Genomic DNA, 14670 nt, shown 5'->3' on the forward strand with positions numbered 1-14670 from the left:
CTCGGCGTTAACCGAGATTTTTTATTATTGCGCAATTTTTAAATCTTGATACAGATAATTTCGATAGCTATTCACTAAATCCATATCCTCTGCATCTTCGAGCTTACCTTGGCTTAACTGACGCATAGCGATATTTGCTCGCATAAAGTCATCTTTCAGTGATAAACCTGCCACATCAAGTAATACGCCACCAACAAAGGCTAAATCTAAGAAATCTTGCTGTTGAACAAAGTCAGTTTTACGATTAGTTCTAACCACAAATTGAGTCACATAATCTGGATTTACAAAATTACCTTTTTTCGGTGGAAGCTGATTATCAAAAGCGACTTGGTGATCACCAAAATAACCGAATACATAAGGTGTTTCACGCGATTTTAAATAATCATTTAAACCTTCAATCGCCTCATTAAGGCTATCAATACGATCAATATAATCGTTCAAGCAAGAAATCGCTTTTCCCCCTAAACGCTTACTCGCCAAATTAAAATGATTTGGCATATTCGTGTTGTAAGGGCCGTGCTCTTTCATCGTAAGCACATAAACAAACATGGGCTGTTGTACATTTTCCAATGATGGATGCTGTTTCTGCAAAATCAGTTTGGTGTAATACATCATCTCTTCACTGCTAATATGCCAAAGATTTTTGCTGATTGATGCGGGATAGCCTAAATCTTGTGGTTGCAACATCAAATCAAAACCAAAGTGGTCATAAGCAGGTTTTGCGTTGTAGTTACCTTTCGTAAAAGGCGATAACGCCACGCAAAAATAGCCTTGCTCACGAAGGTTTTTAATAAAACCCGTCTGTAAGTGTGGCACAACGGAATAAAACACCCCACTTGCTAAAGCACCAAAATCGGTTGAAGGCACGCCTGCAAGGAAAGCAAATTCAGATTTCCACGTTGCACCGCCCACCGTATGTACGCGCAATGGACTTACAAATGCGGTATCTTCCTGCTTATTAAACATTGAAAATGGTGGGATAGTTTCTGCATCAAAATCAAATTGATGAGGATTCAAGGTTGATTCTTGTAAACAAACCACAATATCAGGCTTTTCTGCACTTTCAGTTTTACTCTCTGCCTTTTCACTTAAAAGTGCGGTCAGTTTTTCTTTAAATTTTTGGCTATTACCTTTGAATTCTGGCACTTTAAAGAATACACCACGACAAGACATTGGCAGGTTTAAGAAAACATCTCGACCATCATCCGGCAATGAATCTAGCCAGACTTTTGTCGCATCCGGATCTTTAGAATAATGCCACATTAAACCAAAGCTTGTTGCTGCGAGTATTGCTGCAAATACACGAAATCCAATAGATGCAGTTTCAACATCTGACCAACCAAAGATAGCATAACCCAACAGACCTAATAGCCCTAATACACCGAAAATCGCCCCTTTATAATGTAAGAGGGTTTCCCAATTTCGCCAGTCTGTCACAAGCCAAAAATCTGAAATGAGTAAAGGCTGTTTGTAGTAATGAATTTTCATTCGATGGAATAACATCAACACCACAAAAAGCACGGACGCAAAATTCAATCCGCGTTGCCATTGACCAGTTATCGCAAACATTGAGCTAAACAACAAAACGAATAGCGCGATTGCAAAAAAATATGTCCAGCGATAGTGCGAATTGACGATAAAAATCACCGTCGCAATAAAAAATAAACTCAGAAAAATACTTGGAATCATAGTAAATAAAGTTAATTAAATGTTATTTAGCACTTTCAGCCACTAAACGCTGAATCAGCTTTAAATTGGCAGGCGGAAATTGCCCCGCATCAAGCTCGCTTTGTTCAAGCCAAAAACCTTCTTGACCTTCTCGACCAAACGGCTCACCAATCCATTCTGTGACCAGATAAAAACTAAAATCTAAAATTTTGGTTGGATATTCAAATTGAAAACGTTCGTACAGCTCAGCATTTAAAATGTGAATGCCAATCTCTTCTTCTAATTCTCTTTTTAAAGCTTCTTCAGGTGTTTCACCTGCATCAACTTTGCCACCTGGAAATTCTAATGCTTGCGCAAAATCTTGCCCTTCTAAACGCTGGGTCAAATATAGCTGCCCAAATTCATTACGAATAATCCCTGCCGCAACTTGAATGATAGGCTTACTCATCGTCTTTCCTTATCTCAAAAGTAGAAAGAGCGGTCATTTTTAGCGGTGTTTTAAACACGCAAAAATTTAACCGCTCTTTTCCTTAACTAAGCATATCGGGCTTTACTGCCGTGGCAATGCTTGTATTTTTTACCTGACCCACAAGGACAAGGTTCATTACGTCCAATATGGCGATCAGAATAGTCCTCATTTTGAGCTTGCTCTGTATTTTCATCTACAGGTTGATGTGTTAATGCTTCACGTTCGGCCATTTCTTGACGTGCACGTTCTGCTTCTTCAATCTCTTCCTGTGTACGAACTTTCACTCGAGTAAGTGTCGTAATCACATGATGTTTTAAAGAATCCAACATTTCAGTAAACATACGGAAAGATTCTTTTTTGTACTCTTGTTTTGGATCTTTTTGCGCATAACCACGTAAATGGATACCTTGACGTAAATAATCCATTGCCGCCAAGTGCTCCTTCCAAAGCTCATCAAGAGTTTGTAACATCACACCTTTTTCGAAATGACGCATGGTTTCTTCACCCGCAAGCGCTTCTTTCGCTTTGTATTCATCTTCCGCTTCTTGAATAATACGCTCACGCAAGTTCTCTTCATGAAGATTGTTATTTTCTTCTAGCCAATGTTCAATTGGTAACTCAAGGCCAAACTCTTGCGCTAAACGCTCTTCTAAGCCTTTAATATCCCATTGTTCTTCCAACGATTGTGGTGGAATATATTGGTCAATCACATCATTAAATACATCGCTGCGAATTGCTTTGATAGTCTCTGAAATATCATCGTTATCGAGCAAGTAATTACGTTGTTCGTAAATTGCATGACGTTGATCGTTAGCCACATCATCATATTCGAGCAAGTTTTTACGACCATCAAAATGGAAGGCCTCCACTTTCGCTTGCGCTGATGCAATCACTTTAGCGAGAAGTTTAGACTCCATCGCTTCGCCTGGTTGGGTAAAGGCTTTGCGCATCATATTTAATTTACCTTCATTCAGATAAATACGCATTAAGCCATCTTCCAAAGAAAGGTAGAAACGTGAAGAACCTGGGTCACCTTGACGACCTGAACGACCACGCAACTGGTTATCAATACGACGTGATTCGTGACGTTCTGTCCCGATAATGTGTAAGCCACCGGCTTGCATCACGATCTCGTGATTTTTCTCCCACTCAGCTTTAAGCGCCTCAATTTGCTCTGGTGTTGGGTTCTCTAATTTTGCAGCTTTTGCTTTCCAGTTACCACCGAGGATAATATCGGTACCACGACCCGCCATGTTGGTTGCAATGGTTACCGCACCAGGTGCCCCAGCTTCCGCAACGATTTCCGCTTCTTGCGCGTGGAATTTTGCATTCAATACATTGTGTTTGATGCCCGCTTTATCTAACGCTTGAGAAAGCATTTCAGATTTTTCAACGGATACGGTACCCACAAGAACCGGTTGATTGCGTGCGACACAGTCTTTGATATCTTCAATAATCGCATTGAATTTGTATTCTTCATTTTCAAACATGACGTCCGTACGATCATCACGAATCATTGGTCGATTGGTTGGGATAACAACAGTTTCCAAACCATAAATTTGTTGGAATTCAAAGGCTTCGGTATCAGCTGTACCTGTCATGCCCGCTAATTTGTCATAAAGACGGAAGTAGTTTTGGTAAGAAATAGAAGCAACAGTTTGGTTTTCGCTCTTAATTTCTACGCCTTCTTTCGCTTCGATCGCTTGGTGTAAACCATCAGACCAACGACGACCCGCCATAGTACGACCAGTGTGCTCATCGACGATCACGATCTCACCATCTTTCACGATATAGTCTACATCGCGCTCAAATAAGGTGTTTGCACGTAATGCCGCCATAACATGGTGTAACAACACAATACGTGCAGGCGAATAAAGAGAATCACCTTCAGGCATTAAACCTTGTTCGATTAACCAATTTTCAACTTTTTCTTGACCACGTTCAGTCAAATACGCTTGTTTGGTTTTAAGATCTAGAGTGTAATCGCCTTCACCGGTATATTCTTCCGTATCTTCTTTTTCTTGCTTAATTAAATTCGGAATTAATTTATTTACCGCAATATAAAGCTCTGAACTGTCTTCCGCTTGACCAGAAATAATCAATGGCGTACGCGCTTCATCGATTAAGATGGAGTCCACCTCATCCACTAAGGCATAGCCTAAATGACGTTGGAAACGTTCTTCTTTAGAATGCGCTAAGTTATCACGAAGGTAATCGAAACCTAGTTCACTGTTTGTCGCGTATGTAATATCTGCCGCATATGCTTCACGTTTTGCTTCAGGCGGTAAACCAGGGATATTCACCCCAACAGTCATACCTAAGAATTCAAATAATGGGCGGTTAGTTTCCGCGTCACGACGTGCTAAGTAATCATTCACGGTTACAACATGTACGCCTTTACCTTCCAATGCCATCAAATAACAAGGCAAGGTTGCAGTTAAGGTTTTACCTTCACCCGTACGCATCTCTGCGATACAACGATTGGTGAGCACCATGCCACCGATTAATTGCACATCAAAATGACGCATACCAAGCACACGCTTACCCGCTTCACGCACGGTAGCAAACGCTTCAGGTAAAAGTTGTTGTAAGGTTTCACCGTTAGCTAAACGGCTACGGAATTCTTCTGTTTTTGCTCTTAATTCATCATCACTTAATGCTTCAAAAGCTGGCTCCATTTTGTTGATTTTCGCAACTTGTTTTCTTAATCTGCGTAAAATGCGTTCGTTACGGCTGCCAAAAATTTTTGTTAAAAAACTCATAATTTCTCTTTCAAATAAAAAATAAAAAGGATCTTCCGATTAAAAAATCGGCTCGTTCAAAGATAAAAGAAAATTAAATGATGGCTGGACCGGCGCGAATAGGGGCAAAAACAGGAAACTCTGCCGCGATAAAGTGCGGTTGAATTTTTTCGTGTTTTTGATTGGAATGGGTTTTGCGATTTGTTAGCTGAGGTTGAACCTGCAATGCTTGACAAATTTCACGCACTGCAATCAACATATGTTGTTCAGATGATGTTTGGTAATTTTCGCCACTCATATTTGATGAAGGCGGTGCTTCTAATCCCTGAGCGACAGGTAAAGCAAAAATCGCAATCATGCTTAACAGCAACTGCGACCAGAAATTTGTTTTACCTTTGTTTGATTTCATCATCTTATTGTCTCTGACAAAATTTGTGTGTATTGTATCGGAAATTCAACGTAAAGTCATTATTGGGGTATTTTTGTGGAAAACAAGCATGAGCGTTATCAAAAAGCCATGAATATTATTGATGTGCTAGAAGGATCTCAATTTGCCAAAATCATGCAGAAAGGGTTAATGTTGAATGAACTGAACCAAAACATCAGCCGCCTTTTCCCTCAAGAATTTAAAGGACTTTTTCGTTTAGGCTCCATTACGAATGGGAAACTCTTTATCGAAGTTAAAAGTGCGGTCGTTCGCCAAGGGATTTTATTTCGACAAAGCGAATTACTCACTGCAATTCAATCGACTTATCCCGAAGTAAAAGGCTTTGAGATTAAAATCAATCCAGAATTAACCTGCTAAGCTAACCTTTAAAGATAGCGATTAATTCTTTTACTTTAACTCGTTTCTCTGAAGATTGACTGATCGAGCGCTGTACTTTAACGCGTTTAAATTTTGCCCCTTTATAAATCTCACGCGTAAATTTCGTATCGTGGTTAGAAATCACAACAGAAATTTGCTTTTCTTTTTGTGCTTTTTTGGCGCATTCGGCTAAATTCTTTTGATGCTCAAGGCCAAAAGCATTCCCCGCATATCCTGTAAAATTAGTATCTTGTGGAAGCGGTGCGTAAGGCGGATCACAATAGATCACGCTGTGTTTATCCGCTAATTCAAAGGTCTGTTGAAAATCAGCACATAAAAAGACCGCACTTTGTGCCTTATGAGCAAAATATCGCAATTCATCTTCAGGGAAATAATGGGTTTTATAAGCGCCGAAGGGTACATTAAACTCATTTTTACTGTTATAACGGCATAATCCGTTAAACCCAAAGCGGTTCAAATAAAGGAATAACACCGAACGCACGAAAGGATCAGTTGATTGATTAAAAGCTTCACGCTGAGCATAATAATAGTCGGCTGTATTGGCATTTTCGGCAAAGAAAATTGGCTTACAAGCCTCAATATAGGCATCCACATTGTCTTTGACGATATTAAACAAGTTAATTAAATCGGGATTAATATCCGCCAAAATATAACGTTCAAAATGAGAATTTAAAAAAACAGCACCCGCGCCAACAAAGGGTTCAATCAAACACTGTTTTCTTTTTGGAAAGACTCGGTTGAGATCGTCCGTTAAACGAAATTTACCGCCCGCCCATTTCAAAAACGGGCGGTGTTTAATTCGAGGTTTCGTTTTGTTATTTTTCGGACGCAACATGAGAGCAATGACAGTTAGTCATGTTGTGTGCAACGCTCAATGGCGTTTAGCACAAGAGATTTGTCAGTATCAGTCGCTACGTAGGCTTGACCAAGGGCTTTTAGCAACACAAGACGTAATTTACCTGCCAGTACTTTTTTATCTCGCATCATATGCGGTAAATAATCCTCTGGTTGCATGGTATCAGGCGAAACAGTCGGCAAATTAGCACGCGCTAAAAGTTTTTCTAAACGTGCAACATCTTCAAAAGAAAGATCGCCTAATTGTTCAGATAACACCGCAGCCATCATAGTTCCAGCTGCAACAGCTTCACCATGTAACCAGTTCCCATAGCCTAAATGTGTTTCGATCGCATGCCCAAAAGTATGACCAAGATTTAATAATGCACGATCACCTTTTTCAGTTTCATCGCGCGCAACGATATCCGCTTTGATTTGGCAACAACGCGCAATGCAATGCTGCAGTGAATGTTGATTTAATGCGACTAATTCATCAATATGAGCTTCAAGCCATTCAAAAAAGGCATAATCTAAAATCGCCCCATATTTAATAACTTCCGCAAGTCCCGCATTCACTTCACGTTTTGGCAAGGTATTGAGTGTAAGGGTGTCAATGATCACCGTAGAAGGTTGATAAAACACCCCAATCATATTTTTGCCTAACTCATGATTAACGGCTGTTTTGCCACCAACAGAAGAATCCACTTGGGCTAATAATGTGGTAGGAATTTGAATAAAACGCACACCACGCTGATAACTTGCTGCAGCAAAACCTGCCACATCACCAATCACACCACCACCTAATGCAATAATGGTGGTATCTCGCCCATGATTATGTTTTAAAAGTGCGGTAAAAATGAGGTTTAAAGAATCGAGCGTTTTGTATTTTTCGCCATCAGGCAATAATACCGACTCAACCTGACAGCCGATTTTTTCTAAGGTTTGTGTAACGGTTTCAAGATAATATTGTGCGACGATTGGATTAGTCACGATCATCACTTTATCCCCTTTCTTCAGCGGATAACAGGTTTCATCTTTTAATAAACCTTCGCCAATATAAATGGGATAACGACGTTCTTTTAATTCAACATTTACGCACAACATTTTTAATCCTTAGAGTAAACCGTTTAAGCCGTTTAGATTATCAATTAAATCAACAATTTGATTAACCATTACTTTGGCATTTTGCTCATCTGTTGGCAAAGTAATATCTGCAATTTCTTCATATAACGGATTACGCACTTTAGCTAAATCTTCAAGCACTTGGCGTGGGTTATCTGTTCCTTGTAATAAAGGACGTTTTTTATCACGTTGTGTACGTTGATATTGTTTATCTACTGAGGTCTCTAAATAAATCACAATACCACGAGCAGAAAGATAATTACGATTCTCTTTTGACATCACTGCCCCACCACCAGTGGAAAGCACAACGCCTTGTAATTGGGTTAATTCATTGATAATACGTTCTTCACGCTTACGAAAGCCTTCTTCGCCTTCTAAATCAAAAATCCAGCTAATGTCTGCTCCCGCACGTTCCTCAATTACTGCATCTGAATCGACAAAATCCATATTCAATTGTTGCGCAAGCTGACGGCCAATGGTGCTTTTACCCGCGCCCATTGGACCTACTAAAAAAATATTACGTTTTTCAGCCATTGTTATTCTTCTAACTTAAATAATGTTCAAATTAATCTTTCCTAATAAAAACTGGCCACCTGAAAAAATGGTAGCCCGAAAGATCACCCAAAAAATAATGAAGATTATCGCAATAAATCCCCCTATGTTTCAACCTTTAGCGGGAATTTATTTTAAGAAACGCAAAAGTGCGGTCAGTTTTTTAGGGATTTTAATGAATGATAAAGTCAAATAGAGCATCGAGATAAAACATCCTAAAATTTAACCGAACTTTACAAATAAAAAAGGCTATTCAAATGAATAGCCTTTTCTTTTATCAGCAGTTAATTATAGATAACCAAACAAGGTTGTGAAAATGTAACCAAAGATACATGAAGTAATTACACCGATTAAGCCTGGTAAAATGAAGCTGTGGTTAATTACAAACTTACCGATGTGGGTTGTACCTGAACGGTCGAATTGGATCGCCGCAAGGTCACTTGGGTAAGTAGGTAAAATGTAGTAACCGTAACAAGCTGAAGCAAAGGCTAAGATAACAGCTGGATCAACACCGATACCTAAAGCAAGTGGAACGAATGCAACTAATGCGGCCGCTTGTGAGTTTACGAATTTAGAGATTAATAACAACATCACGGCGTAAGTCCAAGGATGTGCTTTTACCACATCACCAAGTGCTGCTTTCATCATCGGTGTATGAACGGTAAACATGGTTTCTGCCATCCAAGAAATCCCGAATACAGCCACTAACGCAATCATACCTGAACGGAAAATTTCATTTTTACTGATTTTACCCGCATCTGTTTTCGTAAAGATAATAATTAATGCACCCGCTAATAACATGAAGATTTGAATAACGTGAACCATACTTAAATTCACTTTTTTCTTCGCGGTATCTTTTAAGACGATTGCAGCATTATCAATTATTTCGGTTTTATCTCCCGCTGTAATTACAACACTGTTATCTTGAGCGGTAATTGTTTGAGCAACTTCACCTTTATCATTATAAATTGCAACATTATTGTAAGCTGTTTGAGCTTTCGCTTTGCTATCTTTAACATCAAGTACCAATGTACCATCTTTTGCTAATGCAACAATTTTACCGTCTTTAACATTAAAGGATTTCACTGCTTTATCAGCAGAAACGATCTCAACCACTTGAGCTGGTGCTGATTTTTCAAAGGCTGGACGTAAATCTTTAAAGTAACCTAATACTGCTACCACTAAAATTGCCCCAAAGAAGATCCACATCGCATTCCAGCTAGATTGTGGTAATTTTTTGTCTAACAATGATGTGCTATCACCATAAACATATTTTTTGAATTCTGGATCTTTTAATTTCTCTTGGAATTCTGGGTCTTTATCTAAATCTTTACCACGGAACCAGCTGAAAATACCGATAGCTAATACACCGCAAAGGGTTGAAGGCACAGTAATTTTTAATAAATCTAAATAGCCATCAAAACCTGCTAATGGGGTTTTAGCATTCACTAAGAATGTGGTTAAAGTCACGACTGCCACAGAAACTGGTGACGCGATGATACCCATTTGAGAGGCAATTGAACTTGCCGCCATTGGACGTTCAGGACGAATATCATTTTTGATCGCGATATCATAGATGATTGGCAACATGGTATAAACCACGTGACCTGTACCACATAAAATGGTTAAGAAACAAGTTACAAACGGTGCCAAAATACTGACATATTTCGGGTTACGACGAAGCATTTTCTCCGCGATTTGTAACATGACATCTAAACCACCACTGGCTTGTAATGTTGCCGATGTCACCACCACCGCAAGGATGGTTAACATAACATCGATAGCTGGCTTACCTGGTTCAATACCAAAGCCGAAAACAAGAACAATTAAGCCTACTCCACCGAGCATACCCAGTGCGATACCACCTTTTTTTGCCCCGTAAAACAAACAGATAAGAACAATAACAAGCTGAATCGCAAACTGGCTACCTTCACCTAGGTTCATTAGAAAATCCATAAGATACTCCGAATCATTTTATGGTTAATTAGAAAAAAATTTTGATCGAATACTAGCATCAAAATTAACTCATAATAAGTACTTTTAAGGTAAATCTTGTTTTAAATCAAAAAATAAAGGGACTAAATAATAAAAGCAAATCTGAGAAAGATTAAAAAAGGAAAGTGCGGTCAGAAATTTAAAAATTTAGAGATATCTTTTTTATTTGAAAATAAAGAATTTAGAGAAGAAATTTAAAGAAAAAAATTAGGCGACCTAAAAGATCGCCCAACTTAAAAATTACTGATTGTTTTGAACGTAGTCAATCGCAGATTGAACAGTTGTGATTTTTTCAGCTTCTTCATCAGGAATTTCGATATCGAATTCTTCTTCTAAAGCCATTACTAATTCAACTGTATCTAAAGAATCCGCACCTAAATCTTCAACGAAAGAAGCTTCTGGTTTTACGTCTTCTTCTTTAACACCTAATTGTTCAACGATGATTTTTTTCACGCGTTCTTCAATACTCATTTGTTTTTCCTATTGTTGTTTTAACTCATTTAAGAGCGGTTAGTGTATGCATTTTTGATAAAGTTGCAACTATTTCTTAGGTGGTCGCACCACAAAAAAATAGGCAATGTAAAAACACATACAGAGAAAAAGTTACATTGCGACTGGGATTTTATCATTAACTAAACTGCTTTGCTATATTTTATAGACAAAATCCCAGATATATCTCCCCTAAAGGGTTAGCTCATATATAAGCCGCCATTCACATGTAATGTGGTACCGGTAATATAAGCCGCATCGTCAGAAGCTAAAAACGCTACCGCTTTTGCGATATCTTTTGGTTCACCTAAACGGCCTGCCGGTACATTACCAAGAATACCTGCTTTTTGTTCTTCAGTAAGCACTTCTGTCATATCTGTTGCGATAAAGCCTGGTGCTACAACATTTACAGTAATACCACGTGATGCCACTTCTTTCGCTAAACCTTTAGAAAAACCAATTAAGCCGGCTTTTGCTGCACAATAGTTAGATTGACCTGGGTTACCCATTGAGCCCACCACTGAACCGATAGTAATGATACGACCAAAACGTTTTTTCATCATGGAGCGTAACATTGCTTTAGAAAGATGGAATACAGAGGTTAAATTGGTTTGCATAATATCGAACCATTCTTCATCTTTCATACGCATTAATAAGTTATCGCGTGTGATACCTGCGTTATTCACGAGGATATCAATATCACCAAATTGCTCTTTAATTTGTTCTAATACGGCATCAATACTTTCTTTGTCTGCCACATTTAATACTAAACCTTTACCTTTATCACCAAGGTAAGCAGAAATAGTATCAGCACCTTTTTCAGAGGTTGCGGTACCAATTACAAATGCACCTTTTGATGCCAATTCTTCTGCAATTGCGCGGCCAATACCACGTGTTGCACCTGTCACTAATGCGATTTTATTTTGCATTTTTCATCCCCTTTTATGCTAATAATGCTTCAACAGCATCTAATGATGCCACATCGTTTACTGATGTTGCTTGTAATTCTGCCACGATACGTTTTGTTAAACCGTTTAATACTTTACCTGGACCAATTTCAACTAAAACCTCTACGCCATCTTGCGCCATTTTCTCAACAGTTTCAGTCCAACGAACAGGGCTATATAATTGACGAATAAGTGCGGTACGAATTTCTGCACTTTCTGTTTCCGCTTTGACATCTACGTTGTTTAATACTGGTGTTGCTGGCGCATTAAGCGTAATGCCTTCAAGTGTTACGGCTAATTGTTCTGCTGCTGGTTTCATTAATGCGCAATGTGAAGGAACACTTACCGCTAATGGTAAAGCACGTTTTGCGCCCGCTTCTTTACATAATGCAGCCGCACGTTCTACTGCCTCTTTCGCTCCAGCAATGACTACTTGGCCTGGAGAGTTAAAGTTTACTGCAGATACTACTTCACCTTGCTCGGCTTGTTTACATGCATTGATAATCGCATCATTATCTAAACCAATAATCGCATACATTGCACCAGTACCTTCAGGTACCGCTTGTTGCATTAATTTACCGCGTAATTCCACTAATTTAATTGCATCTTTAAAATCAATTACACCTGCACAAACTAATGCTGAATATTCACCTAAACTGTGACCAGCCATCACGCTTGGTTGTAATTGTCGGTATTTTTCTTGCCATACACGGAAGATCGCAACGGATGCCGCTAATAATGCCGGCTGAGTTTGCCAAGTTTTATTTAATTCTTCTGCTGGACCTTGTTGAACCAAGTTCCATAAATCATAGCCAAGCACTTCAGATGCTTGTTTAAAAGTCTCAGTGACTACCGGATATTCGTTAGCAAGATCAGCTAACATGCCAACAGCTTGAGAACCTTGTCCTGGAAAAACCATTGCGAATTTTTTCATGTTTTCTTCCTATTTCTTCATCGTTTAAATATTGAAAGTGCGGTCAAATTTAACCGCACTTTTAAAATTCTGTCGGGATTCTAACAAATTAATTAGAATCGCACCAATGCTGAACCCCAAGTCCAACCACCGCCAAAAGCTTCGAGTAAAAGCAATTGACCGCGTTGAATTCGGCCATCACGCACCGCTTCATCTAAAGCAGTTGGCACAGTCGCCGCACTGGTATTCGCTGTACGATCAAGCGTTACCACTACTTGCGACATATCCATCTCTAATTTTTTCGCTGTCGCAGTGATAATACGTAAATTCGCTTGATGTGGCACAAGCCAGTCGATATCTGTTTTTTGGAGATTATTAGCAGAAAGGGTTTCTTCCACCACATTAGAAAGCTCACGCACCGCTAATTTAAAGGTTTCATTACCTTGCATTTCAATATAGCCAGATTTCTCCACGCCACGTTCAGCTTGTGGAAGTAGTAATGCCGCATTGTTATCTGGCGATGCATGTAAATGCGTTGAAATAATGCCTTCTTGCTCTGATGCTTCTAAAATCACCGCACCCGCACCATCACCAAATAACACGACAGTGCTACGATCGGTTTCGTCTAATTTACGCGAGTTAAGATCTGCACCAATCACAAGGGCTTTTTTCACGCTACCTGAACGAATAAATTTATCCGCTACGCCTAAAGCATAAACAAAACCGGTACAAGCTGCCGCTAAATCAAAAGAAATCGCATCTTCAATACCTAATAAACCTTGAACTTGGCAAGCTGAACTTGGATAAGCGTGAGAACCACTGGTTGTTGCAACGATGATCAACTCAATTTCTTGAGGATCAAGATTGGCCATTTCAAGTGCTTTTTTGGCTGCTTCACATCCCATTGTTGCGACAGTTTCATCTGCTGCTGCAATACGACGTTCACGAATGCCCGAACGCGTCACGATCCATTCATCTGAAGTATCAACCATTTTTTCCAAATCCGCATTGGTACGAATATGGCTCGGCAAATAGCTACCGGTGGATAAAATTCTACTATTCATCATATCAAAACTTATTAATTAATAACGTTGTAAACCCGCCAAGATTTTTTGTGGAATTTGCAAACGAGCTTGCAAAGCTGCATCCGCAATTGCACGAGCAAATGCATCCACATTTGCGCTGCCATGGCTTTTCACCACAACAGCCGTTAATCCGAGTAAAGATGCCCCATTATATTCATCTGGGTTAATGCGTTTCAAGCGATGATAAGCATCCTTAAAGAAAAAACGCAGAATAAATTTGGCAAGCGATTTAAAAATAGGCTGTTTTTCTTTTCCTTTCAGAAGAGATAACAGATTTTTAGCTGCCCCTTCAAGGGTTTTTAATGCAATATTTCCCGAAAACCCATCAGTCACGATCACATCAGTCACACCATTTAATAAAAGGTTACCTTCAATAAAGCCGGTATAATTAAGTGCGGTCGATTTTTCTAATAAATTCGCAGCTTCACGAATGGATTGATGCCCTTTAATTTCTTCCACACCAATATTGAGTAAGGCAATGCGTGGATAAACTAAGTTCAATCGGTTTTCGGCAAAGATCGAGCCCATGACGGCAAATTCATAGAGATTTTGAGCAGAACATTCTATGTTCGCACCTAAATCTAACATCACGGTTTTATCACCCGTCATCGATGGTAATAAGGATACCAACGCTGGGCGTTGAATCCCCTCTAAAGGCTGTAAGAGAACCTTTGACAATCCCATTAATGCGCCCGTATTTCCTGCGCTGACACAACCTTGCGCCTCGCCTTTCTGAACCATTTCAATAGCTAAACGCATCGACGAGCCTTTGCTATGACGCAATGCATGAGAAATACCTTGATTATTATCAATAGTCTTAGTGCAATGATGAATTTGAATACGTTCTAAAAGGGAAGAAGGTGCATTTTCCAGTAAAGGGGAAATTTGTTGGCTATCGCCAAACAGCACTAAAGAGAGCATTGGATCTGCTTCCAACGCTGAAAGAGATGCGGGGATAGTAATACGGGGACCAATGTCCCCGCCCATCACATCTAACGCTAAGGTTAGACGGTTCAAGTGAATACCTTA

14 protein-coding genes are annotated in these 14670 nt (G+C 39.4%); 1 reads left to right on the plus strand and 13 read right to left on the minus strand.

The genetic code is table 11. The features are described from left to right. Window positions 1–24: 24 nt before the first annotated feature. The 4 genes from DPV85_RS08570 to secM all read right to left on the minus strand — a co-directional run bounded on the left by DPV85_RS08570 (window position 25) and on the right by secM (window position 5290). Window positions 25–1689, minus strand: a complete 1665-nt coding sequence (locus DPV85_RS08570; RefSeq protein WP_111327730.1) for a sulfatase-like hydrolase/transferase — start codon at window positions 1687–1689, stop codon at window positions 25–27. A 22-nt stretch (window positions 1690–1711) separates the two neighbouring features. Next, the gene (gene mutT, locus DPV85_RS08575; RefSeq protein ID WP_070590233.1) at window positions 1712–2116 is read right to left on the minus strand and encodes an 8-oxo-dGTP diphosphatase MutT; all 405 of its coding nucleotides are present in this window, start codon (window positions 2114–2116) and stop codon (window positions 1712–1714) included. A gap of 86 nt (window positions 2117–2202) precedes the next feature. Further along, complete coding sequence (secA, locus tag DPV85_RS08580) at window positions 2203–4899, minus strand: preprotein translocase subunit SecA (RefSeq protein WP_049383903.1); 2697 nt, start codon at window positions 4897–4899, stop codon at window positions 2203–2205. A 73-nt stretch (window positions 4900–4972) separates the two neighbouring features. Next, a complete protein-coding gene (secM, locus tag DPV85_RS08585) occupies window positions 4973–5290 on the minus strand; it encodes a secA translation cis-regulator SecM (protein WP_111327731.1) in 318 nt (105 codons plus the stop codon). A 72-nt stretch (window positions 5291–5362) separates the two neighbouring features. Here secM and DPV85_RS08590 point away from each other — a divergent pair, with 72 nt between their 5' ends. Further along, a complete protein-coding gene (locus tag DPV85_RS08590) occupies window positions 5363–5683 on the plus strand; it encodes a DciA family protein (protein WP_111327732.1) in 321 nt (106 codons plus the stop codon). A 1-nt stretch (window position 5684) separates the two neighbouring features. Here the strand turns inward: DPV85_RS08590 and DPV85_RS08595 are convergent, their stop codons facing one another. The 9 genes from DPV85_RS08595 to plsX form a co-directional block, all read right to left on the minus strand. Further along, the gene (locus tag DPV85_RS08595; protein ID WP_054420306.1) at window positions 5685–6539 is read right to left on the minus strand and encodes a Dam family site-specific DNA-(adenine-N6)-methyltransferase; all 855 of its coding nucleotides are present in this window, start codon (window positions 6537–6539) and stop codon (window positions 5685–5687) included. Window positions 6540–6553: 14 nt separating this feature from the next. After that, window positions 6554–7642, minus strand: a complete 1089-nt coding sequence (gene aroB / locus DPV85_RS08600) for a 3-dehydroquinate synthase (RefSeq protein WP_111327733.1) — start codon at window positions 7640–7642, stop codon at window positions 6554–6556. Window positions 7643–7651: 9 nt separating this feature from the next. After that, window positions 7652–8194 carry a shikimate kinase AroK gene (gene aroK / locus DPV85_RS08605; protein WP_111327734.1) on the minus strand — a complete coding sequence of 181 codons (543 nt, stop codon included), beginning with the start codon at window positions 8192–8194 and terminating at the stop codon, window positions 7652–7654. A 306-nt stretch (window positions 8195–8500) separates the two neighbouring features. Beyond that, window positions 8501–10168 (minus strand): anaerobic C4-dicarboxylate transporter, encoded by a 1668-nt coding sequence (locus tag DPV85_RS08615; RefSeq protein WP_111327736.1) that lies wholly within the window; start codon window positions 10166–10168, stop codon window positions 8501–8503. Window positions 10169–10447: 279 nt separating this feature from the next. Further along, the gene (gene acpP, locus DPV85_RS08620) at window positions 10448–10678 is read right to left on the minus strand and encodes an acyl carrier protein (RefSeq protein WP_005544465.1); all 231 of its coding nucleotides are present in this window, start codon (window positions 10676–10678) and stop codon (window positions 10448–10450) included. 218 nt (window positions 10679–10896) lie between these two features. Beyond that, window positions 10897–11625, minus strand: coding sequence for a 3-oxoacyl-ACP reductase FabG (gene fabG / locus DPV85_RS08625; RefSeq protein WP_005695317.1), 729 nt, complete (start codon window positions 11623–11625; stop codon window positions 10897–10899). A 13-nt stretch (window positions 11626–11638) separates the two neighbouring features. Then, window positions 11639–12577, minus strand: a complete 939-nt coding sequence (fabD, locus tag DPV85_RS08630) for an ACP S-malonyltransferase (protein WP_111327737.1) — start codon at window positions 12575–12577, stop codon at window positions 11639–11641. Window positions 12578–12669: 92 nt separating this feature from the next. Next, the gene (locus DPV85_RS08635) at window positions 12670–13620 is read right to left on the minus strand and encodes a beta-ketoacyl-ACP synthase III (RefSeq protein ID WP_032822546.1); all 951 of its coding nucleotides are present in this window, start codon (window positions 13618–13620) and stop codon (window positions 12670–12672) included. 18 nt (window positions 13621–13638) lie between these two features. Continuing rightward, window positions 13639–14658: a phosphate acyltransferase PlsX gene (plsX, locus tag DPV85_RS08640; protein WP_111327738.1), complete on the minus strand. Its 1020-nt coding sequence runs from the start codon at window positions 14656–14658 to the stop codon at window positions 13639–13641. Between the last annotated feature and the right edge of the window lie 12 nt (window positions 14659–14670).

Origin of the sequence: Haemophilus parainfluenzae (assembly GCF_003252725.1) — a bacterium.
GTDB lineage: Bacteria > Pseudomonadota > Gammaproteobacteria > Enterobacterales > Pasteurellaceae > Haemophilus_D > Haemophilus_D parainfluenzae_L.

Coding starts and splice junctions, on each gene's coding strand:
- acpP (WP_005544465.1), bottom strand. CDS start 10,678: ATGAGTATTGAAGAACGCGTGAAAAAAATCATCGTTGAACAATTAGGT.
- DPV85_RS08635 (WP_032822546.1), bottom strand. CDS start 13,620: ATGAATAGTAGAATTTTATCCACCGGTAGCTATTTGCCGAGCCATATT.
- secA (WP_049383903.1), bottom strand. CDS start 4,899: ATGAGTTTTTTAACAAAAATTTTTGGCAGCCGTAACGAACGCATTTTA.
- fabD (WP_111327737.1), bottom strand. CDS start 12,577: ATGAAAAAATTCGCAATGGTTTTTCCAGGACAAGGTTCTCAAGCTGTT.
- mutT (WP_070590233.1), bottom strand. CDS start 2,116: ATGAGTAAGCCTATCATTCAAGTTGCGGCAGGGATTATTCGTAATGAA.
- fabG (WP_005695317.1), bottom strand. CDS start 11,625: ATGCAAAATAAAATCGCATTAGTGACAGGTGCAACACGTGGTATTGGC.
- aroB (WP_111327733.1), bottom strand. CDS start 7,642: ATGTTGTGCGTAAATGTTGAATTAAAAGAACGTCGTTATCCCATTTAT.
- secM (WP_111327731.1), bottom strand. CDS start 5,290: ATGATGAAATCAAACAAAGGTAAAACAAATTTCTGGTCGCAGTTGCTG.
- aroK (WP_111327734.1), bottom strand. CDS start 8,194: ATGGCTGAAAAACGTAATATTTTTTTAGTAGGTCCAATGGGCGCGGGT.
- DPV85_RS08615 (WP_111327736.1), bottom strand. CDS start 10,168: ATGGATTTTCTAATGAACCTAGGTGAAGGTAGCCAGTTTGCGATTCAG.
- DPV85_RS08570 (WP_111327730.1), bottom strand. CDS start 1,689: ATGATTCCAAGTATTTTTCTGAGTTTATTTTTTATTGCGACGGTGATT.
- DPV85_RS08595 (WP_054420306.1), bottom strand. CDS start 6,539: ATGTTGCGTCCGAAAAATAACAAAACGAAACCTCGAATTAAACACCGC.